The following is a 23,355-nucleotide window of genomic DNA, read 5'->3' on the forward strand; positions in this document are numbered from 1 at the left end:
TATGAAATCGGAATTACGGAAGCAAGTCTTACAAGAAATGAAGGCTTTATCTCGAGAGCAAAAACAGTTTATAGACCAAGCTTTAACTGAGCGACTTTTACAACACCCCTTTTACCAAGAAGCCGAGGTCATCGCAACCTATCTTTCTTTTTCTCATGAGTTTCAAACGCAGGAACTGATTGAGCAGGCGCTGAAGGACGGCAAGAAGGTTCTGATACCCAAAACCTATCCCAAGGGGCGCATGGACTTTGTGGTCTATGATCCACAGCAGTTGGTAAAAACTTCCTTTGGATTACTGGAACCACAGGGAGATTTGGAAGTAGTGGATGCTTCTCAGATTGATTTGATTCATGTTCCTGGTCTGGCTTTTACGACGGAAGGATATCGGATTGGATACGGTGGAGGTTATTATGACCGCTATCTGGAACATTTTTCTGGTCATACTTTGAGTACGGTTTATCCTTGTCAAATTCAGGACTTTATACCTGAAAAGCATGATATTCCTGTTCAGGAGGTACTGATTGATGAAGGAAATCTTTGATAGACGTTACCCTGTGACGAGTTTCTTTCTCTTAGTGACGGCCTTGGTATTTCTACTAATGTTGGTGAGCACAGGCGGAAACTTTGACAGGGCAGACACATTATTTCGATTTGGAGCTATGTATGGACCAGCTATTCGCCTCTTTCCTGAGCAGATTTGGCGTCTCTTTTCTGCCATTTTTGTTCATATTGGGTGGGAGCATTTCATTGTTAATATGCTTTCGCTCTATTATCTTGGTAGGCAAGTAGAGGAAATTTTCGGATCCAAGAAGTTTTTCTTTCTCTATCTTTTATCAGGAATGATGGGTAATCTCTTTGTTTTTGTATTTAGTCCAAAATCCTTAGCAGCAGGAGCTTCTACTTCTCTCTATGGGCTATTTGCCGCGATTATCATTCTTCGCTATGCTACGCGTAATCCTTATATCCAGCAGTTGGGGCAATCCTATCTGACACTTTTTGTGGTTAATATTATTGGAAGTGTTCTGATTCCAGGAATCAGCCTAGCAGGCCATATCGGGGGAGCAGTTGGTGGAGCATTTCTAGCAATTATCTTTCCAGTTCGAGGAGAAAGACGGATGTATAGTACCAGCCAGAGGTTAGGAGCGGTAGTCTTGTTTGTAGGACTCGCAGTGTTACTTTTCTATAAGGGAATGGGGTTGTGAAGGTTTATAAGAATAGTTATGTAATAAAAAAGATAAGGCATTTTTGAACCTTATCTTTTTATGTTATTCCTTCTCAGCTAATTCTTTTCCAAGTTGGATGAGGTAATCTTTCAAGTCATCTTTGACTTGTGGGTGTTTGAGGGCATAGTCAATAGATGTTTTCACAAAGCCAAACTTATCCCCAACGTCGTAACGAGCTCCTGTAAATTCACGGGCGAAAACACGTTGTGTTTTATTAAGCGTATCAATAGCGTCGGTAAGCTGGATTTCATTTCCAGCACCGGGTTTTTGGTGTTCTAAGATTTGAAAGATTTCAGGTGTTAGAAGATAGCGACCGATAATGGCCAAATCACTTGGAGCATCTTCTGGAGCTGGTTTTTCAACGAAAGTTTCGACACTGTAGAGACCATTAATCCCTTCACCCTGAGGAGCTATAACTCCATATGCTGAAACGTCTTCATGAGGGACAGGCATAACAGCAATTGTTGATGCGTGAGTTGTCTCGTAATCATTCATCAATTGTTTTGTCAAAGGTACAGCATGGTCATCTGTAATATCCATTAGGTCATCACCAAGCATGACAACGAAGGGCTCATTCCCTACAAAAGCTTTGGCTTGTAAGACAGCATCTCCAAGCCCACGAGGATGGCTTTGACGGATAAAGTGAAGGCGAATGCCAGTTGTTTCGTCTACCAATTTTAACAAGTCATGTTTGCCTTTTTCTTTGAGGTTGTACTCAAGCTCAAAGTTTGAGTCAAAGTGGTCTTCAATAGAACGTTTTGATTTACCAGTGACAACCAGAATATCTTCAATACCTGATTTAAGAGCTTCTTCTACGATAAATTGGATAGTTGGTTTGTCCACAATTGGCAACATCTCTTTAGCAAGTGCTTTGGTTGCTGGTAAAAATCGAGTTCCAAGTCCAGCGGCAGGGATGACTGCCTTTCTAACTTTTGATGTCATAAGAATCCTTTCTCTAGAGGGTTAAGACCACTCATTTTCTGCTTTAAATTCATTGTTCATGATGTCGTAAATGGCATCTTTAATATTGGTTCCGTGGTAAATAACTTGGTAAATGGCTTGTGTAATTGGCATATAGACTCCAAGTTCTTGCGCTAGTTCATAGGCTGCTCGAGTTGTTGAGATTCCTTCAATCACCATGCCCATATTGGCTTCGATATCAGCTAGAGATTCTCCACGACCAAGAGCATCTCCGGCTCTCCAGTTACGAGAGTGGATGGAGGTTCCCGTTACGATCAAGTCTCCTACACCGGATAAGCCACTATAGGTCAATGGACTGGCCCCAAGTGCTACTCCTAGGCGGGTAATTTCTGCCAAGCCTCGAGCGATGATGGCTGCCTTGGCATTGTCACCAAATCCCAAACCATGTAAAGCTCCAGCACCGACAGCAATAATATTTTTAAGAGCACCAGCAGTTTCAACTCCAATAACATCCGTATTGGTATAAAGTCGGAAGTAGTGATTACTAAAGAGTTCTTGAACGTATTGAGCTGTTTGTAAATCTTTAGAAGCAGCAGTGATTAAAGTCAGGTCACGTACAATGGTTTCTTCCGCATGACTAGGCCCTGAAACAACGACAATATCACTGCGGAGATGTTCAGGAATTTCTTCTTCAAGGATGGTTGACAATCGTTTATGGCTATCAGGTTCTAATCCCTTTGATGCGTGCATGATGATAGCCTTATGATCCAAGGTTTTTGCAACTTGTTGGGCAACAAGTCGTGTCACTTTTGTTGGGACAACAAACAAAATCGCATCCACATCTTTTAATGCCTCTGCTAAGTCAGTGTAGGCAATGATATTTTCATCTAGAACGACATCTTTAAAGTAGTGCTTGTTAGTATGATAGGTATTAATTTCATTGATTTGCTCGGGAAGATTTCCCCAAATACGTACCTCGTGTCCATTGTCATTTAAGACTTGTGAAAGGGCAGTTCCCCAAGAACCAGGCCCCAAGACGGCGACGGTTTGTTTTTCCATGTTTTCCTCCTTAATAGAGTCCTTTTCATTATTCTATCATATTCTAGAGGATTTTGCACTTGCATTGCTGGGGAGTGGTAGCTTTGTTACTTGAAAAATATACAAAAACAGAGCCTAAGTATTAAACTCTCAGGCTCGGTTTTTATATTCCTTAAAAGAATAGCTCGGTTTATTTCAATTGATCTGTAATGTCTTTTGATAGCAACATTCCCAGATGATAAGTTTTATTGATGTAAGCAATGACATCATTGATATTTTCAGTCGTGTGAATTTTCTCTTTGATATCAGTCCTAAATGTTTCATCCTTCAAAAGTTGTTCTTGGTAGAGCCTTTGAAGTCTCTCCTTCTCGTACTTATTGAGCAGAAAAAGGAACACCAAGCTAATTACAACGAGGATATAAGCATATTGGCTCATAGAATATCTCCCTGTATGATAAAGAAGTAGTAGTGAGTAGATTGAATTAGTGAAGCGCCTAACCAAATCCCTGATAGGGTTTGACATTCGTTGCTTAGATTGCCTTGCATTCTAGTGACTTGAAGATTGCCACCAGCCACTAAGCCAATTAATAGATTTGGTTGACCAATTTAGTGAGGCGTTTAGGCAAGTGTCTCTGGTTACGACGTAAAGAAACATAAATCGATAATATTTATGTTTCTTTACTAGTGAAGTGCCTAGCCAAATTCCTGACAGGATTTGGCGTTAGTTACTTAGATTGCTTTGCAATCAAGTAACTTTGGCGATTTACATCTTCTCTGGCGCTTCTACTCCAAGCAAGCGAAGGGCTTCTTTGAGAACGACTGCGGTTGCGTAGCTGAGGGCTAGACGGCTGTCGCGTTCTGGACTTTCATCCAAGATACGTGTATGTGCATAGTATTTGTTGAAGGCTTGAGCTAGGCTAATTGCAAATTTAGCAATGATAGAAGGTTCAAAGTTATCCGCCGCACGGTTGATAATACGTGGGAAGTCTTGGATGAGTTTGATGATTTCCCAGCTTTCAGTATCATTCAAGCTATAGTTGCCAGCTGTTTCTGGTTTGAAATCCGCTTTGCGTAAGATAGATTGGATACGAGCGTAGGCGTATTGAACATAAGGTCCAGTTTCACCCTCGAAGGATACCATAGCTTCTAGGTCGAAGTCGTATCCATTTGTACGGTCGGTTTTGAGGTCATAGAATTTAATGGCTCCAACACCAACAGCATGCGCTACCTGGTCTTTATTTTCCAGTTCAGGATTTTTAGCTTCGATTTGGGCCTTGGCACGGCTAACAGCCTCTGCAACAGTAGGCTCTAGTAAGATGACATTCCCTTTACGAGTAGAGAGTTTCTTCCCTTCTTTTGTAACCAAACCAAAAGGAACATGAGTAATGTCTTCACTCCAGTCGTAGCCCATTTCTTTCAAGACAGCTTTGAGCTGTTTAAAGTGGGCAGATTGCTCTTGACCAACGACATAGATAGATTTAGCAAATTGGTATTCGTTTTTACGGTAAAGGGCTGCAGCCAAGTCACGAGTGATATAGAGAGTTGCACCATCAGATTTCTTGATAAGGGCTGGATGTTCAATTCCATATTTCTCAAGATTGACAACTTGGGCACCTTCTGACTCAACAAGAAGTCCTTTTTCAGAAAGAATGTCTACAACTGCATCCATCTTATCGTTGTAGAAGGCTTCCCCGTTATAGCTGTCAAATTCGACTTGCAATTCATTGTAAAGGCGGTTAAATTCCACCAAACTTTCATCACGGAACCATTGCCAAAGAGCGAGAGCTTCCTCATCTCCATTTTCAAGTTTACGGAACCATTCGCGTGCTTCTTCATCCAAGCTAGGGTCATTTTCAGCTTCAGCGTTGATGCGGACATAGAGTTTAAGGAGTTCATCGATTGGATGAGCTTTTACAGCTTCTTCGTCACCCCATTTTTTGTAGGCAACAATCAGCATCCCAAACTGTTTACCCCAGTCTCCCAAATGGTTGACCTTGACCGTTTGATAACCGATTTTTTGGAAAATATGTGACAAGCTATCTCCGATAACAGTTGAGCGTAGGTGACCAATAGAAAATGGTTTAGCGATATTGGGACTAGACATGTCGATAACAACATTTTCTTGTTTGCCAATATGTTGATCAGCATAGTGTTCTTTTTCAGTGATAACCGCTTGCAACACTTGAGCAGAAATAGCAGATTTATCAAGGAAGAAGTTGACGTAAGGTCCTGTTGCGACAACCTTTTCAAAGGCTTGGCTGTTAATTTTTTCAGCCAGTTCAGTCGCGATCATTTGAGGTGCTTTACGTTCGACTTTTGCAAGTGAAAAAGCAGGGAAAGCAATGTCTCCCATTTCTGAGTTTTTAGGGGTTTCCAGTAAATTTAAAATAGCCTCTTGGTCCAGGCTATCAATGATGCTAGCCAATTCGCTAGCAATCAATTCTTTTGTATTCATTAAGAGCTCCTTTTTGGACTTTTCTACTATTTTATCACAATTTTAAAGAAAGAAGAAAAAATTTTTGAAATCTCCTATTTTTTTGGTATAATATAGTTATAAAAATAGTTATAAATATGCATATAAGAGGATTTTATGAGAAAAAGAGATCGTCATCAGTTAATAAAAAAAATGATTACTGAGGAGAAGTTAAGTACACAAAAAGAAATTCAAGATCGGTTGGAGGCGCACAATGTTTTTGTGACGCAGACAACCCTGTCTCGTGATTTGCGCGAAATCGGCTTGACCAAGGTCAAGAAAAATGATATGGTGTATTATGTACTAGCAAATGAGACAGAAAAGATTGATTTGGTTGAATTTTTGTCTCATCATTTAGAAGGTGTTGCAAGAGCAGAGTTTACCTTGGTACTTCATACCAAATTGGGAGAAGCCTCTGTTTTGGCAAATATTGTAGATGCAAACAAGGATGAATGGATTTTAGGAACAGTTGCTGGTGCCAATACCTTATTGGTTATTTGTCGAGACCAGCACGTTGCCAAACTCATGGAAGATCGTTTGCTAGATTTGATGAAAGATAAGTAAGGTCTTGAGAGTCGCTCTCAAGACTTATTTTTGACAAGGAGAGACGTACAATGACGACAGAAAAGCTATCACCCGGCATGCAACAGTATGTGGATATTAAAAAGCAATATCCAGATGCTTTTTTGCTCTTTCGGATGGGTGATTTTTATGAATTATTTTATGAGGATGCGGTCAATGCTGCGCAGATTCTGGAGATTTCCTTAACGAGTCGCAACAAGAATGCCGACAATCCGATTCCTATGGCGGGTGTCCCCTATCATTCTGCTCAACAGTACATCGATGTCTTGATTGAGCAGGGCTATAAGGTAGCTATCGCAGAGCAGATGGAAGATCCTAAACAAGCAGTTGGGGTTGTGAAACGAGAGGTTGTTCAGGTCATTACACCTGGGACAGTGGTCGATAGTAGTAAGCCGGATAGTCAGAATAATTTTTTGGTTGCCATAGACCGTGCTGGCAATCAATTTGGCCTAGCTTATATGGACCTGGTGACGGGTGACTTTTATGTGACAGGTCTTTTGGATTTCACGCTGGTTTGTGGGGAAATCCGTAATCTCAAGGCGCGAGAAGTGGTGCTGGGTTATGACTTGTCTGAGGAAGAGGAACAAATCCTTAGTCGTCAGATGAATCTGGTACTTTCCTATGAAAAAGAAGGCTTTGAAGACCTTCATTTACTGGATTCACGATTAGTAGCTGTGGAGCAAGCGGCATCTAGTAAGTTGCTCCAGTATGTCCATCGAACCCAGATGAGGGAATTGAACCACCTCAAACCTGTTATCCGCTATGAAATCAAGGATTTCTTGCAGATGGATTATGCGACCAAGGCTAGTCTGGATTTGGTTGAGAATGCCCGGTCAGGCAAGAAGCAAGGCAGTCTTTTCTGGCTTTTGGATGAAACCAAAACAGCCATGGGTATGCGTCTCTTGCGTTCTTGGATTCATAGCCCCTTGATTGATAAGGAGCGAATCATCCAACGTCAAGAGGTAGTGCAGGTCTTTCTCGACCATTTCTTTGAGCGTAGTGATTTGACAGACAGTCTCAAGGGTGTTTATGACATTGAGCGCTTGGCTAGTCGTGTTTCTTTTGGCAAAACCAATCCTAAGGATCTCTTGCAGTTGGCGACTACCTTGTCTAGTGTGCCACGGATTCGTGCGATTTTAGAAGGCATGGAGCAGTCTGCTCTGGCCTATCTTATCGAACAGTTGGATGGAATCCCTGAGTTGGAGAGTTTGATTAGCGCTGCTATTGCTCCTGAAGCTCCTCATGTGATTACAGATGGGGGAATTATCCGAACTGGATTTGATGAGACTTTAGACAAGTACCGTCGCGTTCTCAGAGAAGGGACTGGTTGGATTGCTGAAATTGAGGCCAAGGAGCGAGAAAACTCTGGTATTAGCGCACTTAAGATTGTCTATAATAAAAAGGATGGCTACTATTTCCATGTGACCAATTCGCAACTGGGAAATGTGCCTGCTCACTTTTTCCGCAAGGCGACGCTGAAAAATTCAGAACGTTTTGGAACCGAAGAATTAGCCCGTATCGAGGGAGATATGCTGGAGGCGCGTGAGAAGTCAGCCAATCTCGAATACGAAATTTTTATGCGTATTCGTGAGGAAGTCAGCAAGTATATCCAGCGTTTGCAGGCTCTAGCTCAAGGAATTGCGACAGTTGATGTCTTACAGAGTCTGGCGGTTGTGGCTGAAACCCAGCATTTGATTCGGCCAGAGTTTGGAGAGGATTCGCGAATTGATATCCAGAAAGGGCGCCATGCTGTCGTTGAAAAGGTTATGGGGGCTCAGACCTATATTCCAAATACGATTCAGATGGCAGAAGATACCAGTATTCAACTGATTACAGGGCCCAACATGAGTGGGAAGTCAACCTATATGCGTCAGTTAGCCATGACGGCGATAATGGCCCAGATGGGTTCCTATGTACCGGCAGAAAGCGCCTATTTACCTATTTTTGATGCGATCTTTACCCGTATCGGAGCAGCAGATGACTTGGTTTCAGGTCAGTCAACCTTCATGGTGGAGATGATGGAGGCCAACAATGCCATTTCGCATGCGACCAAGAACTCTCTCATTCTCTTTGATGAATTGGGACGGGGAACTGCAACTTACGACGGTATGGCTCTTGCTCAGTCTATAATCGAATACATTCACGAGCATATCGGAGCCAAGACCCTCTTTGCGACCCACTACCATGAGTTGACTAGTCTGGAGTCTAGTTTACAACACTTGGTCAATGTCCACGTGGCAACCTTGGAGCAGGATGGGCAGGTCACCTTCCTTCACAAGATTGAACCAGGACCAGCCGATAAATCCTACGGTATCCATGTTGCCAAGATTGCTGGCTTGCCAGCAGACCTTTTAGTAAGGGCGGATAAGATTTTGACTCAGCTAGAGAGTCAAGGAACAGAAAGTCCTGCTCCTATGAGACAAACAAGTGCCGTCACTGAGCAGATTTCACTCTTTGATACGGCAGAAGAGCATCCTATCCTAGAAGAATTAGCTAAATTGGATATTTACAACATGACACCTATGCAGGCTATGAATGTCTTGGTCGAGTTAAAACAGAAACTATAAAGAGAAAATTACTAGTCATTCTAGCTGTATTAAGGAGACTTCTTTGACAATCCTCCACTTTTTTGCTAGAATAACATCACACAAACAGAATGAAAAGGAGCTGACGCATTGTCGCTCCCTTTTGTCTATTTTTTAAGGAGAAAATATGCTGATTCAGAAAGTAAAAACCTACAAGTGGCAGGCCTTGGCTTCGCTTCTGATGACAGGCTTGATGGTTACTAGTTCACTTCTGCAACCGCGTTATCTACAGGAAGTGTTAGACGCCCTACTTGCTGGGAAATATGAAGCTATTTATAGTATCGGGGCTTGGTTGATTGGTGTGGCCTTGGTCGGTCTGGTTGCTGGTGGTCTCAATGTTGTCCTTGCAGCCTATATTGCCCAAGGAGTTTCATCCGATCTTCGGGAGGACGCCTTCCGTAAAATCCAAACCTTTTCTTATGCCAATATTGAACAATTTAATGCGGGAAATCTAGTCGTTCGCATGACAAATGATATCAACCAGATTCAAAATGTCGTCATGATGACCTTCCAAATTCTGTTCAGACTTCCTCTCTTGTTCATCGGTTCGTTTATCCTTGCGGTTCAAACTTTGCCCTCTCTGTGGTGGGTGATTGTTCTCATGGTGATCTTGATTTTTGGTTTGACTGCTGTCATGATGGGGATGATGGGGCAACGTTTTGCCAAGTTTCAAACCCTTCTTGAACGCATCAATGCTATCGCCAAGGAAAATCTGCGCGGTGTTCGTGTGGTCAAGTCCTTTGTCCAAGAAAAAGAGCAGTTTGCGAAGTTTACAGATGTCTCAGACGAGCTTCTTGGTCAAAACCTTTACATTGGTTATGCCTTTTCAGTAGTGGAACCCTTTATGATGTTGGTCGGCTATGGGGCGGTTTTCCTCTCTATTTGGCTAGTTGCAGGGATGGTTCAATCGGATCCATCGGTTGTTGGCTCCATTGCTTCCTTTGTTAATTACCTAAGCCAGATTATCTTTACTATTGTTATGGTTGGATTTTTAGGAAATTCTGTCAGTCGTGCTATGATTTCCATGCGTCGTATTCGAGAAATTCTGGATGCAGAGCCAGCTATGACGTTTAAGGATGTCCCAGATGAAGAGTTGGTTGGAAGTCTTAGCTTTGAAAATGTGACCTTTACCTATCCAATGGACAAGGAACCGATGCTGAAAGATGTAAGCTTTACTATTGAACCTGGTCAGATGGTTGGTGTCGTTGGAGCCACTGGTGCAGGAAAATCAACCTTGGCTCAATTGATTCCACGTCTCTTTGATCCGCAGGAAGGGGCTATCAAAATTGGAGGCAAGGATATTCGAGAAGTGAGTGAAGGGACCCTGCGTAAAACAGTTTCTATCGTTCTCCAACGTGCCATTCTCTTTAGTGGAACGATTGCAGATAACTTGAGACAGGGTAAGGGTGATGCCACTCTATTTGAAATGGAGCGAGCAACCAACATTGCCCAAGCTAGTGAATTCATTCATCGTATGGAGAAAACCTTTGAAAGTCCAGTTGAGGAACGGGGAACCAACTTCTCTGGTGGGCAAAAGCAAAGGATGTCGATTGCGCGTGGGATTGTTAGCAATCCACGTATTTTGATTTTTGACGATTCGACCTCGGCCTTGGATGCCAAGTCAGAGCGCCTGGTGCAAGAAGCCTTGAATAAGGACTTGAAGGGAACGACAACCATTATCATCGCGCAAAAGATTAGCTCGGTTGTCCATGCAGATAAAATTTTGGTTCTAGATCAAGGACGATTGATTGGTCAAGGTACGCATGCAGACTTGGTTGCCAATAATACTGTTTACCGTGAAATCTACGAAACACAGAAAGGAAAGGAGGAGTAAAATGAAGACAGTTCAATTTTTTTGGAATTATTTTAAAGTCTATAAGCTATCATTTGTAGTTGTTATCCTGATGATTGTTTTAGCAACTCTTGCCCAAGCCCTCTTTCCGGTCTTTTCTGGACAAGCGGTAACAGAGCTAGCCAATTTAGTTCAAGCTTATCAAGATGGCAATCCAGAACTTGTTTGGCAAAGTCTATCAGGAATCATGGTCAATCTTGGACTGCTGGTTTTGGTTCTATTTATCTCTAGTGTGATATACATGTGTCTCATGACGCGTGTGATTGCAGAGTCGACTAACGAGATGCGCAAAGGCCTCTTCGGTAAGCTTGCTCGCTTGACGGTTTCTTTCTTTGACCGCCGACAAGATGGAGATATCCTGTCTCGTTTTACCAGTGATTTGGATAATATCCTCCAAGCCTTTAACGAAAGCTTGATTCAGGTCATGAGCAATATTGTTTTATATATCGGTCTGATTCTTGTCATGTTTTCGAGGAATGTGACGCTGGCTCTCATCACCATTGCCAGCACACCAATAGCCTTCCTCATGCTGATTTTCATCGTAAAAATGGCACGCAAATACACCAATCTCCAGCAGAAAGAGGTAGGGAAACTCAACGCCTATATGGATGAGAGTATCTCAGGTCAAAAAGCTGTCATTGTTCAAGGGATTCAAGAGGATATGATGGCAGGATTTCTTGAACAAAATGAGCGCGTACGCAAGGCAACCTTTAAAGGAAGAATGTTCTCAGGAATTCTTTTCCCTGTCATGAATGGGATGAGTCTGGTTAATACAGCCGTCGTCATCTTTGCTGGTTCAGCTGTACTTTTGAATGATAAGTCTATTGAAACAAGTACAGCCCTAGGTTTGATTGTTATGTTTGCCCAATTTTCACAGCAGTACTACCAGCCTATTATCCAAGTTGCAGCTAGTTGGGGAAGTCTTCAGTTGGCCTTTACAGGTGCTGAACGGATTCAGGAAATGTTTGACGCAGAGGAAGAAATCCGACCTGAAAAGGCTCCAATCTTCACTAAGTTGCAAGAAGGTGTTGAAATCAGTCATATTGATTTTTCATACTTGCCTGATAAACCTATTTTGAAAGATGTCAGCATTTCCGCTCCAAAAGGCCAGATGACAGCAGTTGTTGGTCCGACTGGGTCAGGGAAAACGACTATTATGAACCTCATCAATCGCTTTTATGATGTTGATGCTGGTGGTATTTATTTTGACGGCAAAGACATCCGTAACTATGATTTAGATAGTCTTAGAAGCAAGGTGGGAATTGTTTTGCAGGATTCGGTCTTATTTAGTGGAACGATTCGAGACAATATCCGTTTCGGTGTGCCAGATGCTAGTCAAGAAATGGTTGAGACAGCAGCCAAGGCAACCCATATTCATGACTATATTGAAAGCTTGCCTGATAAATACGATACCCTTATCGATGATGACCAGAGCATCTTCTCAACAGGGCAGAAGCAATTGATTTCCATCGCTCGAACGCTGATGACAGATCCAGAAGTTCTCATTCTCGATGAAGCCACTTCAAACGTAGATACGGTGACAGAAAGCAAGATTCAGCATGCCATGGAGGCGGTTGTAGCAGGTAGAACTAGTTTTGTCATTGCCCACCGCTTGAAAACTATTCTCAATGCAGACCAGATTATTGTTCTTAAAGATGGAGAAGTCATTGAACGTGGTAACCACCATGAACTCTTAAAACTAGGTGGATTCTACTCAGAACTCTATCACAATCAATTTGTTTTTGAATAAGAAAAAAGTTGTCCTATGTGGGCAGCTTTTTCTTGTCCATAAAAAATTTTTATCACAGCCTTTAAAAAAACATATTAGACGAAAGTCGTTTTGAGTGATATGATAGGACTATCGTTAATATTCAAAAGGAGAGACATCATGCCTAGAACGGTTGTAGGAGTTGCTGCAAATCTATGTCCCGTAGACGCGGAAGGAAAAAACATTCATTCATCTGTATCTTGTAGATTCGCAGAGAGCATTCGTCAAGTCGGTGGTCTCCCTTTAGTCATTCCTGTTGGTGATGAGTCAGTTGTACGCGATTATGTGGAAATGATTGACAAACTCATTTTGACAGGAGGCCAAAATGTTCATCCTCAATTTTATGGAGAGAAAAAGACCATCGAGAGCGATGATTACAATCTAGTCCGTGACGAATTTGAATTGGCACTCTTGAAGGAAGCGCTTCGTCAGAATAAACCAATCATGGCAATCTGTCGCGGTGTTCAACTTGTCAATGTTGCCTTTGGTGGAACGCTCAATCAAGAAATCGAAGGTCACTGGCAAGGCCTACCTTTCGGAACATCTCACTCTATTGAGACAGTAGAAGGAAGCGTGGTGGCTAAGCTATTTGGAAAAGAAAGTCAGGTCAACTCCGTCCATCGTCAAAGTATTAAAGATTTGGCACCTAATTTTCGTGTAACGGCTATTGATCCAAGAGACCAGACCATCGAAGCGATTGAGTCTATCGATGAGCACCGCATTATTGGTTTGCAGTGGCATCCAGAGTTTCTGGTTAATGAAGAAGATGGCAATTTAGAATTATTTGAGTATTTATTGAGTGAACTGTGACGACTGGGACATCTGGTCGTTCTTTATTTTATTTTTTCAAAATTTTTGGAATGTGGCATTTTTACGCAAACGTTTGAATTCTGATAAAAATTGGAGAAATTCGACAAAAAAACTTGAAAAAAACGAAGGTAAGCGTTATGATAGAAAAGAAGAAATATTGGAGGAATAACATGTCACATATTAAATTTGATTATTCAAAAGTTTTAGACAAATTTGTTGCACCACATGAAGTGGAATACATGCAATCACAAGTAACAGCAGCAGATTCTGCTCTGCGAAATGGTACAGGTCCTGGGGCAGAAATGACTGGCTGGTTGAACTTACCTGAAGAATATGACAAAGATGAATTTGCTCGTATTCAAAAGGCTGCTGCTAAAATCCAATCTGATAGTGAGGTATTGATCGTAATCGGTATTGGTGGTTCCTATTTAGGAGCTCGTGCAGCTATTGATTTCTTGAATAATTCATTTGTAAACTTGCAAAGAAAGGAAGAACGCAAGGCACCTCAGATCCTCTATGCTGGAAACTCTATCTCTTCAAGCTATTTGGCTGATTTGGTAGACTATGTATCAGACAAAGATTTCTCAGTAAACGTGATTTCTAAATCAGGTACAACAACTGAACCGGCTATTGCTTTCCGTGTCTTCAAAGAACTCTTGGTTAAGAAGTACGGTCAAGAAGAAGCTAACCAACGTATCTACGCAACTACAGACCGCGCTAAAGGTGCAGTTAAGGTTGAAGCAGATGCTAATGGCTGGGATACTTTTGTAGTGCCTGATAGTGTAGGTGGTCGTTTTACAGTATTGACAGCAGTGGGGCTCTTGCCAATCGCAGCTGCAGGAGCTGATATCAGCAAGTTAATGGAAGGAGCAAATGCTGCTCGCAAGGCTTATGCTTCTGATAAGTTGGCTGAAAATGAAGCATATCAATATGCAGTTGTACGCAATATCTTGTACCGTAAAGGTTATCTGACAGAAGTTCTAGCTAACTATGAACCATCTCTGCAATACTTCTCTGAGTGGTGGAAGCAACTGGCTGGTGAGTCAGAAGGGAAAGACCAAAAAGGGATTTATCCAACTTCAGCTAACTTCTCAACAGACTTGCACTCTCTGGGACAATTTATCCAGGAAGGTACCCGTATCCTCTTTGAAACAGTTATCCGTGTAGATAAACCTCGCAAAAATGTGCTGATTCCTGAATTGGCAGAAGACTTGGACGGTCTTGGCTACTTGCAAGGAAAAGATGTTGACTTTGTCAATAAAAAAGCTACAGATGGAGTGCTGTTAGCACACACTGATGGTGGAGTTCCAAATATGTTTGTGACACTGCCTGAGCAAGATGAGTTCACTTTGGGCTACACTATTTACTTCTTTGAGTTGGCTATTGCTCTTTCTGGCTACCTGAATGGTATCAATCCATTTGACCAGCCTGGAGTTGAAGCTTATAAGAAAAACATGTTTGCTCTTCTTGGGAAACCAGGCTTTGAAGAGCTGGGTGCTGAGTTGAATGCACGCCTTTGATTCTCATATGCTTTGAGTTCATTTAGAATATAAAAAGATCCACAAGTTCATTTCTTGTGGATTTTTAGTACAAGCCTCTTAATTAGTTTATCATTTTTTTTAAAAGTGTAAAAAAGAGTGTCTTAATTCTTTTATGAAAGCGCTGTATAATTGCCTTGTAAATAAAATTTGAGAGGTATCAAAATGAATGATTGGTTAAACATAAAAGGCAAAACAGTTCTTGTGACTGGCGCGTCATCTGGGATCGGTAAGGCAATCGTTGAAGAATTGCTGGAATTAGGAGTCAATGTAGCGAATTTTGATCTTAGCGACAACGATTTGCGTCACCCGAATCTATTATTTGTAAAAGTTGATGTAACTTCTCGCTCTGAAGTAGAAGAGGGTGTTGCCAAAATAGTTGAAAGATTTGGCAATATTGATGCGGTAGTCAATAATGCAGGGATTAATGTTCCCAGATTATTAATTGATGCAGAAAATCCTAAAGGTCCTTACGAGTTAGACGATGAAACGTTTGAAAAAGTAACAATGATTAATCAAAAAGGTTTGTATTTGGTTAGTCAGGCAGTAGGACGTATTTTAGTGAAAAATAGAAAAGGTGTAATTGTGAACATGGCTTCAGAAGCAGGTTTGGAAGGTTCTGAAGGACAAAGTGCCTATGCTGCAACAAAAGCAGCAGTCTATAGTTACACTCGTTCATGGGCGAAAGAGCTGGGTAAGCATGGTGTACGTGTGGTTGGAATTGCTCCAGGAATTATGGAAGCTACGGGGCTTCGAACTCTTTCTTATGAGGAAGCTCTTGCTTATACCCGTGGAAAGACGGTAGAAGATATTCGAGCTGGTTATGCTTCAACTTCAACAACTCCTTTGGGACGAAGTGGTAAACTACGGGAAGTAGCTGATCTTGTAGCATTCTATATTTCAGATCGTTCTAGCTATATAACTGGAGTCACTACAAATATTGCTGGAGGGAAAACTCGCGGTTAAAAAAATGAAGGTGAGGAAGAGAGTTGACCTTAGTAAATCGATGGTATAACATTTTAGAAAAATGGTCTCACAGCCAACTTATTCCTTGGTAGATATGCGCTCAGAGCTGGATATTAGTATGCAAACCTTGCAAAAGAGTATCCAACAATTAAATGATGTTTTGGCTCCTAATATCCAGATTATCTCACAAGATGATAAGTTAATGTTAGAAGTGTATGACTATACAGAGTTGGAAAGGATTTTATCTGGTAGTTTAAAACAGGAGAGTGACTTCAATTCTTCCAGTAAAAGAATTGCCTATTTACTAAAACGTTTAATTAAGTCAAACTCCCCTCTTCTTATTGACGACTTGGCTGAGGAAGCAGGTGTTAGTAGAAGTACCCTTAATAAGGATTTAAAACAAGTAAAATCTTTGGCAGAGAGTTACTCTATCACTATTTCAGGAAAGCCCAACCGTGGGCTGGAGGTCTTGGGGGACGAGCTGAATTTGCGCTTGCTCTATATTCACCAAGTGGCCCCTTACTTTGAAGGAAGGACACTCACCGAGGCAACATCTTCTTTTCTGGAGACGCTACTCCAGGAGTATAAAATCCCGAAAGAAACAAAGGAACTCCTTCGAAAGACCATTTCAATTATGGTGGAGCGTATTCATGCATCTAGGGTGTTGAGTTGTCCTATTCCTTACTATAGGAATGATTTAACAGAGACCCCTTTGGTTGAGAAATTAATCTATCATATTGTGATGACTTATAAGATTTCCCTCAGTCAGTTTGAAATAGACTTTTTGTGTTTTCCTTTTAATGTCCGTTTTATTGACACTTTAAGCAAGCCGTCTTATCAATCTGAACAGCTTGCAAACATTTTTCAAGGGATTGTCAAGAAAGTCAAAGAAACAATGTTGGTTAACTTTGATGATGAAGAATTATTTGAAGAAATCAAGTCTCATCTAGGCCCCTTAATCAATCGACTGATTTTCCATGTGCAAGCTAATGATATATTTCATGGCGAGGTTCAAACTCAATATCCTTTTGCTTTTGAAATGGCGAAAATTGCTGGAGAAGAACTATCTGCAATTTTTGGTTCTGAATTGGAATTATCTGAAATCGGATATTTGGCTTTGTATTTTGAAATGATTTTAAGAAAGCAAAACTCTATTGTAAATAGTTCTCGCAAGCAGATAGCTGTAGTTTGCACAACAGGAAGAGGAACTGCTGCGATGATTATTCAGCAACTCAGACGAATCCTTGGAAATGATGTAGACATTACTCAGTATTCTGAAGAGGATTTTAATCTGGATTTGAATCAGGACTATTTCGCGATTTTTACGACAGTTCCTCTAAAATATAAAGATTCTAAATCTCCAGTCATTCAAGTTAATCATCTTTTTGATGATCAATGGTTGCGGGAAGAATGGCAGAGAGCCAATGCTTTTCATCAAAGAAATCTAGAAACAGTCAGCTTACGATTTGTTCGATTAGGTCCACAAAAAACCTATCATCAATACTTGCTAAATATGGTTGCAGAGTTAGAGAAACTTCAGATGATTGATGAAGGTTTTAGAAATCGGATAATTGATAGGGAGAAAAAACAATCAACCGTTTTTGGCGGAGGAATTGCTTTTCCCCATACAATTAACCAAGGTTATGCAAAAACTATTTTAATGTTTGGAAAACTAGAAGAGCCTTATCAAAAAGGAGATGATTGGATTGAATTTATCTTTCTAGTCGCTATACCCTCAGAAATTGAAAGAAAAATGGAAAGTGAATTGCTGGAATTGTATGACGACATTTTTCGAATTGCAGGAGAGCCTTCTCTAAAAGAAGCATTGAGGGCTGTAGAAACAGAGACAGAGTTTCTATCATTTTCTAAGAGCAAAGGAGTATTTTAATGAATTCGCTAATAATTTTCGCTGTATTTGTCATGGCAGCTTATATATTTCAAATGTTCCTCGGCTGGCAGCAACTCAAAGACTTCAATAAGACCTATACGATGCTCCGAAGACTGGGGCGCGTAGCGATTGGCAGGAAGTCCGGAAGAATCAAATCCGGTACGATTGTCATGTTCGCGGTTGATGAAAACGGTCGGGTTCTTAAAGCTAGCAAAATGCAAGGAGTCACAATCTTAGCACGTTTTCAAAATATGGACGATTATGTTGGAGAAGACATCCATTATTTTGACAAGTATAATCCTCTTGTGAGAAAAGAAAATAAGTTGATGCAATCAGCCATAGAAGATGCTAGAAAAGTCTATCTTTGGCATGAGGCAGGTATTGAGAAAGAGACAAGTTCATCTGATTCTTTTCTGGGATTCGGCTTTTATGCGAATTACTTACAATTATCTATTAAACAGTTATTTAAAAAAAATAAGAAAGGGAGTTCCTTATGAATCACATTACAAATTTTGCAGAGAGTTTTATGAAACTCTTCCAATTAGGTGGAGAAACCTTTATTAGCTGGATGACAAATATTGTACCACTTGTCTTAATGCTATTGATTGCAATGAATACCCTTATCGCTTTCTTGGGAGAAGAGAAGGTCAATTCCTTGGCTAAGATTTCTGCCAAAAATCCTGTTAGCCGGTATATGATTTTACCTTTCATTTCAGCTTTTATGCTGGGAAATCCGATGGCAATCAGTATGGGACGTTTCTTACCAGAATATTATAAACCTAGTTTTGTAGCAGCTCAGATGCAGTTTTGCCATACTTCAAATGGTGTATTTCCACATATCAATCCTGGGGAATTATTTGTATGGATGGGAATTGCAACAGGAATTCAAACTTTAGGTTTAAGTCAAATGGACTTAGCCATTCGTTACATGCTTGTTGGGCTTGTCATGAACTTTGTAGGCGGTTGGGTGACCGATTTTACAACTGCTTATGTAGCAAAACAGCAAGGTGTTACCTTGAGTAAAACATTTGATTTATAGAAAGAGTGAAATTATGTCATATAAGAGTATAAAAGTTGTTAAAGGAAATGGCGGTTTCGGAGGACCTTTGGTCATTACACCTAGTGAAGCTAAGCATAAATTCATCTATATCACTGGCGGAGGAGAAAAGCCAGATATTGTGGATAAAATTGCTGATTTGACCGGTATGGAAGCTGTTAATGGGTTTAAAACTTCTATCCCAGATGAGGAAATTGCTTTAGCAATCGTGGATTGTGGCGGTACTCTTCGCTGTGGTATTTATCCTAAAAAGGGGATCCCTACAATAAATATTGTCGCTACAGGGAAAAGTGGGCCTCTAGCTCAATATATAACCGAGGAAATCTATGTGTCAGCAGTTGGCCTTAATCAAATTTCTGCTGCTAATGAAGACGAAAAAGCGACAACTGTGGTAACAGAAAAGCCAACTTACGATACTAGTAAAAAAATTACAGAGCAAAAAGCTGAAACAAGTATTGTAGCAAGAATTGGGATGGGCGCTGGGAAGGTCGTTGCGACTTTCAACCAGGCTGCTCGTGAAGCCATCCAAACAATGCTCAACACGATCATTCCTTTCATGGCCTTTGTTTCCTTGCTGATTGGGGTTATTCAAGGTTCAGGTGTTGGAAATTGGCTGGCAAAATTAATGGTTCCCCTAGCTGGGAACATCTGGGGACTCATTTTGATTGGCTTTATCTGTTCCTTGCCATTCCTATCTCCTTTGTTAGGCCCCGGAGCTGTTATCAGTCAGATTATTGGAACCTTAATTGGAGTTGAAATCGGCAAAGGGAATATTCCGCCCCAAATGGCTCTGCCAGCTATATTTGCTATCAACACTCAAAACGGTTGTGATTTCATTCCTGTAGCACTCGGTCTATCTGAAGCCAAGGCTGAAACAGTTGAGGTTGGTGTCCCTTCTGTGCTTTATTCACGCTTTCTCAATGGTGTTCCGCGGGTGCTAGTAGCTTGGATAGCTAGTATTGGCCTTTATCAGTAAACCTTTGATAGATGCACGTAAACATAGCAACTATTATGTTAAACTTATCTATAAGCATAAGTTTATGACAGATTTGAGAAAGGATGAATAGGAATTAGATGAAGAAAATTTTTGAAGCTAAAGTAATTCAAGTGGGGCCTGAAGCTCAGAATATGATTCAAGATGCCAATATGCTCATTTTGTTTGGAGAAGAAGCTCCGGAAGACTTAGCAGAGTATTGTTTTAAAATCGATAACAAAAATCTTCTAGGTGCAATACTAGAAGGTGGAAAGCTGGTGGTAGATAGTCAGGAATATTCGATTACTGCCGTAGGAAATGTAGTAGAAAAAAATTTAACTGGACTGGGCCATATCACGATTTCTTTTGATGGTTCAAAAGAGGGCAGCCTTCCTGGTACACTCCATGTTGTAGCAGATCAAGCGGTAGTAATTGATAAAGATTCTACCATTCAGATTTTTGAAACTGCTTAACCATAATAAAATTTCAAATCAAGCAATTTAGAAAAATAAAAGTCTAAAAAATTGATTCAGAGCCTGGACCAAAAGTCCAGGCTTCTGGGTCTAAATTAGAAAAAATAGATGACGCAGTGGTTGATTGGCAAGTCAATCAAACTAGCCAGTCAGTGCAAGGGAATTTCCAGCAGATGCATCCACAAGGGGTGCCTGAACAGAAGGAAAAGACCAAAAAGGGATTTACCCAACTTCAGCTAATTTCTCAACAGACCTACACTCATTGGGTCAATTTATCCAAGAAGGAACTCGTATCATGTTTGAAACAGTTGTCCGTGTTGACAAACCTCGTAAAAACGTGATTATCCCTAGCTTGGAAGAAGACCTTGATGGACTTGGTTACCTTCAAGGAAAAGACGTTGACTTTGTAAACAAAAAAGCAACTGACGGTGTTCTTCTTGCCCACACAGATGGTGATGTACCAAACATGTACGTGACTCTTCCAGAGCAAGACGCTTTCACTCTTGGTTATACAATCTACTTCTTCGAATTGGCTATCGCCCTTTCTGGTTACTTGAATGCTATCAACCCATTTGACCAACCAGGTGTTGAAGCTTATAAACGTAACATGTTCGCCCTTCTTGGAAAACCAGGATTTGAAGAATTGAGCAAAGAACTTAACGCACGTCTATAATAGAAGAAAAGAGTGGTTTGTCCACTCTTTTTACTCTCTTTATTCATAGCAATTGGACTCAGCCAAGACTTGTGATATAATATAGAGAGCAAAAAGGCAGACGCCTAGAGACTTTATAGGAGAAACTATGTCAAAAGATATCCGCGTACGTTACGCACCAAGTCCAACAGGACTACTACACATCGGGAATGCCCGTACAGCATTGTTCAACTACCTTTACGCACGTCATCATGGTGGAACTTTTATCATTCGTATCGAAGATACTGACCGTAAACGTCATGTCGAGGATGGTGAACGTTCACAACTTGAAAACCTTCGCTGGTTAGGTATGGATTGGGATGAAAGCCCAGAAACACATGAAAATTACCGCCAGTCTGAGCGTTTGGACTTGTATCAAAGATACATCGACCAACTGCTAGCTGAAGGAAAAGCCTACAAATCTTACGTTACAGAAGAAGAGTTGGCAGCCGAACGCGAACGCCAAGAAGCAGCTGGCGAAACACCACGCTACATCAATGAATACCTTGGTATGAGTGAAGAAGAAAAAGCAGCTTACATCGCAGAACGTGAAGCAGCAGGGATCATTCCAACTGTTCGTTTGGCTGTCAATGAGTCAGGTATCTACAAGTGGCATGATATGGTCAAAGGTGATATCGAATTTGAAGGTGGCAATATTGGTGGTGACTGGGTCATCCAAAAGAAAGACGGTTACCCAACTTACAACTTTGCCGTTGTCATCGATGACCATGATATGCAAATCTCCCATGTTATCCGTGGGGATGACCACATTGCTAATACACCAAAACAGCTTATGGTCTATGAAGCCCTTGGTTGGGAAGCTCCAGAGTTTGGTCACATGACCTTGATTATCAACTCTGAAACTGGGAAAAAATTGTCTAAACGCGATACCAACACCCTTCAGTTTATCGAAGACTACCGTAAAAAAGGTTATTTACCAGAAGCAGTCTTTAACTTTATTGCTCTTCTTGGTTGGAACCCAGGTGGCGAAGATGAAATCTTCTCTCGTGAAGAACTCATTAAACTTTTCGATAAAAACCGCCTGAGCAAGTCTCCAGCAGCCTTTGACCAGAAAAAACTAGACTGGATGAGCAATGATTATATCAAGAATGCAGACCTAGAAACTATCTTTGAAATGGCAAAACCATTCTTAGAAGAAGCAGGTCGATTGACTGACAAGGCTGAAAAATTAGTTGAGCTCTATAAACCACAAATGAAATCAGTAGATGAGATTATCCCATTGACAGATCTCTTCTTCTCAGATTTCCCAGAATTGACCGAAGCAGAGCGTAAAGTCATGGCAGGAGAAACAGTCCCAACAGTTCTTGAAGCCTTCAAAGCAAAACTTGAAGCGATGACAGATGATGAATTTGTAACAGAGAATATCTTCCCACAAATCAAAGCTGTTCAAAAAGAAACAGGTATCAAAGGGAAAAATCTCTTCATGCCAATTCGTATTGCTGTTTCAGGTGAAATGCACGGGCCAGAATTGCCAGATACGATCTTCTTGTTAGGTCGTGAAAAATCAATCCAGCATATCGAAAATATGTTAAAGGAAATCTCTAAGTAAGAAGGGTACAATAATGGACATCTGGGAAAAGATGTACGAAGAAGCACAGAAATTGTATAATCCACATGAAGTATCTGATTTTGTTTATGCTAATCATGTCGTTGCCGCAGTAGAAGCAGAAGATGGACAAATATTTACAGGATTCTGTATGGAGGGAACCTGTGGTGTTTTCCATCTCTGCGCAGAACGGGCGGCACTCTTCAATATGTACCAATTTTCAGGACAAACTAAGGTTAAGAAGGTATTAGCCTTTCGAGATAAACCACCTTATGGTGGAAGTTCAGCCATGCCTTGCGGTGCCTGTAGAGAATTCCTTTTAGAGCTTAATGCTGAAAATAAAGATGCAGAATTCATGATGGACTACGATACAAGAAAGACGGTGAAAGTCGCAGAACTAATCCCATATTGGTGGGGAGAAGAACGTGCTTCTAAGTTTAATAATCAATAGAAGAGTCAGTATAATTCTGGCTCTTTTTACTTAATTTGAAAAAAACAGAAAAAGTAGTTGACAAAGTTTGAAAAGTCTGTATAATAGTAAGAGTTGAAAATAACTCTGGTCCGTTGGTCAAGGGGTTAAGACACCGCCTTTTCACGGCGGTAACACGGGTTCGAATCCCGTACGGACTATGGTATGTTGCGGATGGAACACTTGATGAAAAAAGATAAAAAAAGTTTCAAAAAAGTGTTGACAAGCGAAAGCACCTGTGATATACTAATATAGTTGTCACTTGAGAGAAGTAAGTGACAAAGACCTTTGAAAACTGAACAAGACGAACCAATGTGCAGGGCACTACAACTAAGGTTGTAGTACTGAACAATGAAAAAACAATAAATCTGTCAGTGACAGAAATGAGTGAGAACTCAAACTTTTAATGAGAGTTTGATCCTGGCTCAGGACGAACGCTGGCGGCGTGCCTAATACATGCAAGTAGAACGCTGAAGGAGGA

19 protein-coding genes, 1 tRNA gene, 1 rRNA gene and 2 pseudogenes are annotated in these 23,355 nt (G+C 40.9%); 19 read left to right on the forward strand and 4 right to left on the reverse strand.

The genetic code is table 11. From position 1 onward, the window contains the following. Position 1: 1 nt before the first annotated feature. Both QM408_RS07695 and QM408_RS07700 read left to right on the forward strand, forming a co-directional pair. Positions 2-541, forward strand: coding sequence for a 5-formyltetrahydrofolate cyclo-ligase (locus QM408_RS07695; RefSeq protein WP_261012019.1), 540 nt, complete (start codon positions 2-4; stop codon positions 539-541). Continuing rightward, positions 525-1,202: a rhomboid family intramembrane serine protease gene (locus tag QM408_RS07700; protein WP_414374149.1), complete on the forward strand. Its 678-nt coding sequence runs from the start codon at positions 525-527 to the stop codon at positions 1,200-1,202. The genes QM408_RS07695 and QM408_RS07700 overlap by 17 nt, the downstream gene beginning before the upstream one ends. Before the next feature lie 63 nt (positions 1,203-1,265). Here the strand turns inward: QM408_RS07700 and galU are convergent, their stop codons facing one another. The 4 genes from galU to argS form a co-directional block, all read right to left on the reverse strand. Next, entirely contained in the window at positions 1,266-2,165 is a 900-nt protein-coding gene (gene galU, locus QM408_RS07705) for a UTP--glucose-1-phosphate uridylyltransferase GalU (protein WP_049515890.1), read from the reverse strand. Between the two features lie 21 nt (positions 2,166-2,186). Beyond that, a complete protein-coding gene (locus QM408_RS07710) occupies positions 2,187-3,203 on the reverse strand; it encodes an NAD(P)H-dependent glycerol-3-phosphate dehydrogenase (protein ID WP_020903403.1) in 1,017 nt (338 codons plus the stop codon). Positions 3,204-3,372: 169 nt separating this feature from the next. Further along, a complete protein-coding gene (locus QM408_RS07715; protein ID WP_049532292.1) occupies positions 3,373-3,618 on the reverse strand; it encodes a hypothetical protein in 246 nt (81 codons plus the stop codon). A 327-nt stretch (positions 3,619-3,945) separates the two neighbouring features. After that, positions 3,946-5,637 carry an arginine--tRNA ligase gene (argS, locus tag QM408_RS07720; RefSeq protein WP_033685309.1) on the reverse strand — a complete coding sequence of 564 codons (1,692 nt, stop codon included), beginning with the start codon at positions 5,635-5,637 and terminating at the stop codon, positions 3,946-3,948. A gap of 135 nt (positions 5,638-5,772) precedes the next feature. On the opposite strand from argS, the gene argR reads away from it, so the two are divergent. The 17 genes and pseudogenes from argR to QM408_RS07805 all read left to right on the forward strand — a co-directional run. After that, a complete protein-coding gene (gene argR / locus QM408_RS07725; RefSeq protein WP_001231476.1) occupies positions 5,773-6,219 on the forward strand; it encodes an arginine repressor in 447 nt (148 codons plus the stop codon). 50 nt (positions 6,220-6,269) lie between these two features. Further along, on the forward strand, positions 6,270-8,804 hold the full coding sequence (gene mutS / locus QM408_RS07730) for a DNA mismatch repair protein MutS (protein WP_414374151.1): 2,535 nt from the start codon (positions 6,270-6,272) through the stop codon (positions 8,802-8,804). Between the two features lie 145 nt (positions 8,805-8,949). Continuing rightward, a complete protein-coding gene (gene patA, locus QM408_RS07735) occupies positions 8,950-10,656 on the forward strand; it encodes a multidrug efflux ABC transporter subunit PatA (protein WP_414374153.1) in 1,707 nt (568 codons plus the stop codon). A 1-nt stretch (position 10,657) separates the two neighbouring features. Then, on the forward strand, positions 10,658-12,424 hold the full coding sequence (patB, locus tag QM408_RS07740) for a multidrug efflux ABC transporter subunit PatB (protein ID WP_414374155.1): 1,767 nt from the start codon (positions 10,658-10,660) through the stop codon (positions 12,422-12,424). Positions 12,425-12,562: 138 nt separating this feature from the next. Then, positions 12,563-13,252 carry a gamma-glutamyl-gamma-aminobutyrate hydrolase family protein gene (locus tag QM408_RS07745; RefSeq protein WP_265531110.1) on the forward strand — a complete coding sequence of 230 codons (690 nt, stop codon included), beginning with the start codon at positions 12,563-12,565 and terminating at the stop codon, positions 13,250-13,252. A gap of 170 nt (positions 13,253-13,422) precedes the next feature. Beyond that, complete coding sequence (locus tag QM408_RS07750) at positions 13,423-14,772, forward strand: glucose-6-phosphate isomerase (protein ID WP_265531111.1); 1,350 nt, start codon at positions 13,423-13,425, stop codon at positions 14,770-14,772. Between the two features lie 183 nt (positions 14,773-14,955). Further along, complete coding sequence (locus QM408_RS07755) at positions 14,956-15,756, forward strand: SDR family oxidoreductase (protein WP_001000838.1); 801 nt, start codon at positions 14,956-14,958, stop codon at positions 15,754-15,756. A 23-nt stretch (positions 15,757-15,779) separates the two neighbouring features. Then, positions 15,780-17,644: pseudogene (locus tag QM408_RS07760) on the forward strand (BglG family transcription antiterminator). Further along, entirely contained in the window at positions 17,644-18,141 is a 498-nt protein-coding gene (locus QM408_RS07765) for a transcriptional regulator GutM (RefSeq protein ID WP_001086645.1), read from the forward strand. The pseudogene QM408_RS07760 and the gene QM408_RS07765 overlap by 1 nt, the downstream one beginning before the upstream one ends. Further along, the gene (gene srlA, locus QM408_RS07770; protein WP_001015684.1) at positions 18,138-18,683 is read left to right on the forward strand and encodes a PTS glucitol/sorbitol transporter subunit IIC; all 546 of its coding nucleotides are present in this window, start codon (positions 18,138-18,140) and stop codon (positions 18,681-18,683) included. The genes QM408_RS07765 and srlA overlap by 4 nt, the downstream gene beginning before the upstream one ends. A gap of 13 nt (positions 18,684-18,696) precedes the next feature. Continuing rightward, on the forward strand, positions 18,697-19,677 hold the full coding sequence (gene srlE / locus QM408_RS07775) for a PTS glucitol/sorbitol transporter subunit IIB (protein WP_020992831.1): 981 nt from the start codon (positions 18,697-18,699) through the stop codon (positions 19,675-19,677). Positions 19,678-19,775: 98 nt separating this feature from the next. Next, on the forward strand, positions 19,776-20,147 hold the full coding sequence (locus QM408_RS07780; RefSeq protein WP_084954094.1) for a PTS glucitol/sorbitol transporter subunit IIA: 372 nt from the start codon (positions 19,776-19,778) through the stop codon (positions 20,145-20,147). Positions 20,148-20,343: 196 nt separating this feature from the next. Continuing rightward, positions 20,344-20,820 (forward strand): annotated as a pseudogene (locus tag QM408_RS07785) (glucose-6-phosphate isomerase); the annotation flags it as partial. Between the two features lie 127 nt (positions 20,821-20,947). Beyond that, complete coding sequence (gene gltX, locus QM408_RS07790) at positions 20,948-22,408, forward strand: glutamate--tRNA ligase (protein ID WP_414374158.1); 1,461 nt, start codon at positions 20,948-20,950, stop codon at positions 22,406-22,408. Between the two features lie 13 nt (positions 22,409-22,421). Beyond that, positions 22,422-22,856, forward strand: coding sequence for a cytidine deaminase family protein (locus tag QM408_RS07795; protein WP_000355905.1), 435 nt, complete (start codon positions 22,422-22,424; stop codon positions 22,854-22,856). Positions 22,857-22,963: 107 nt separating this feature from the next. After that, positions 22,964-23,035, forward strand: a tRNA-Glu gene (locus QM408_RS07800). 241 nt (positions 23,036-23,276) lie between these two features. After that, positions 23,277-23,355 (forward strand): 16S ribosomal RNA (locus tag QM408_RS07805); the annotation flags it as partial.

Origin of the sequence: Streptococcus mitis (assembly GCF_047464965.1) — a bacterium.
GTDB lineage: Bacteria > Bacillota > Bacilli > Lactobacillales > Streptococcaceae > Streptococcus > Streptococcus mitis_DU.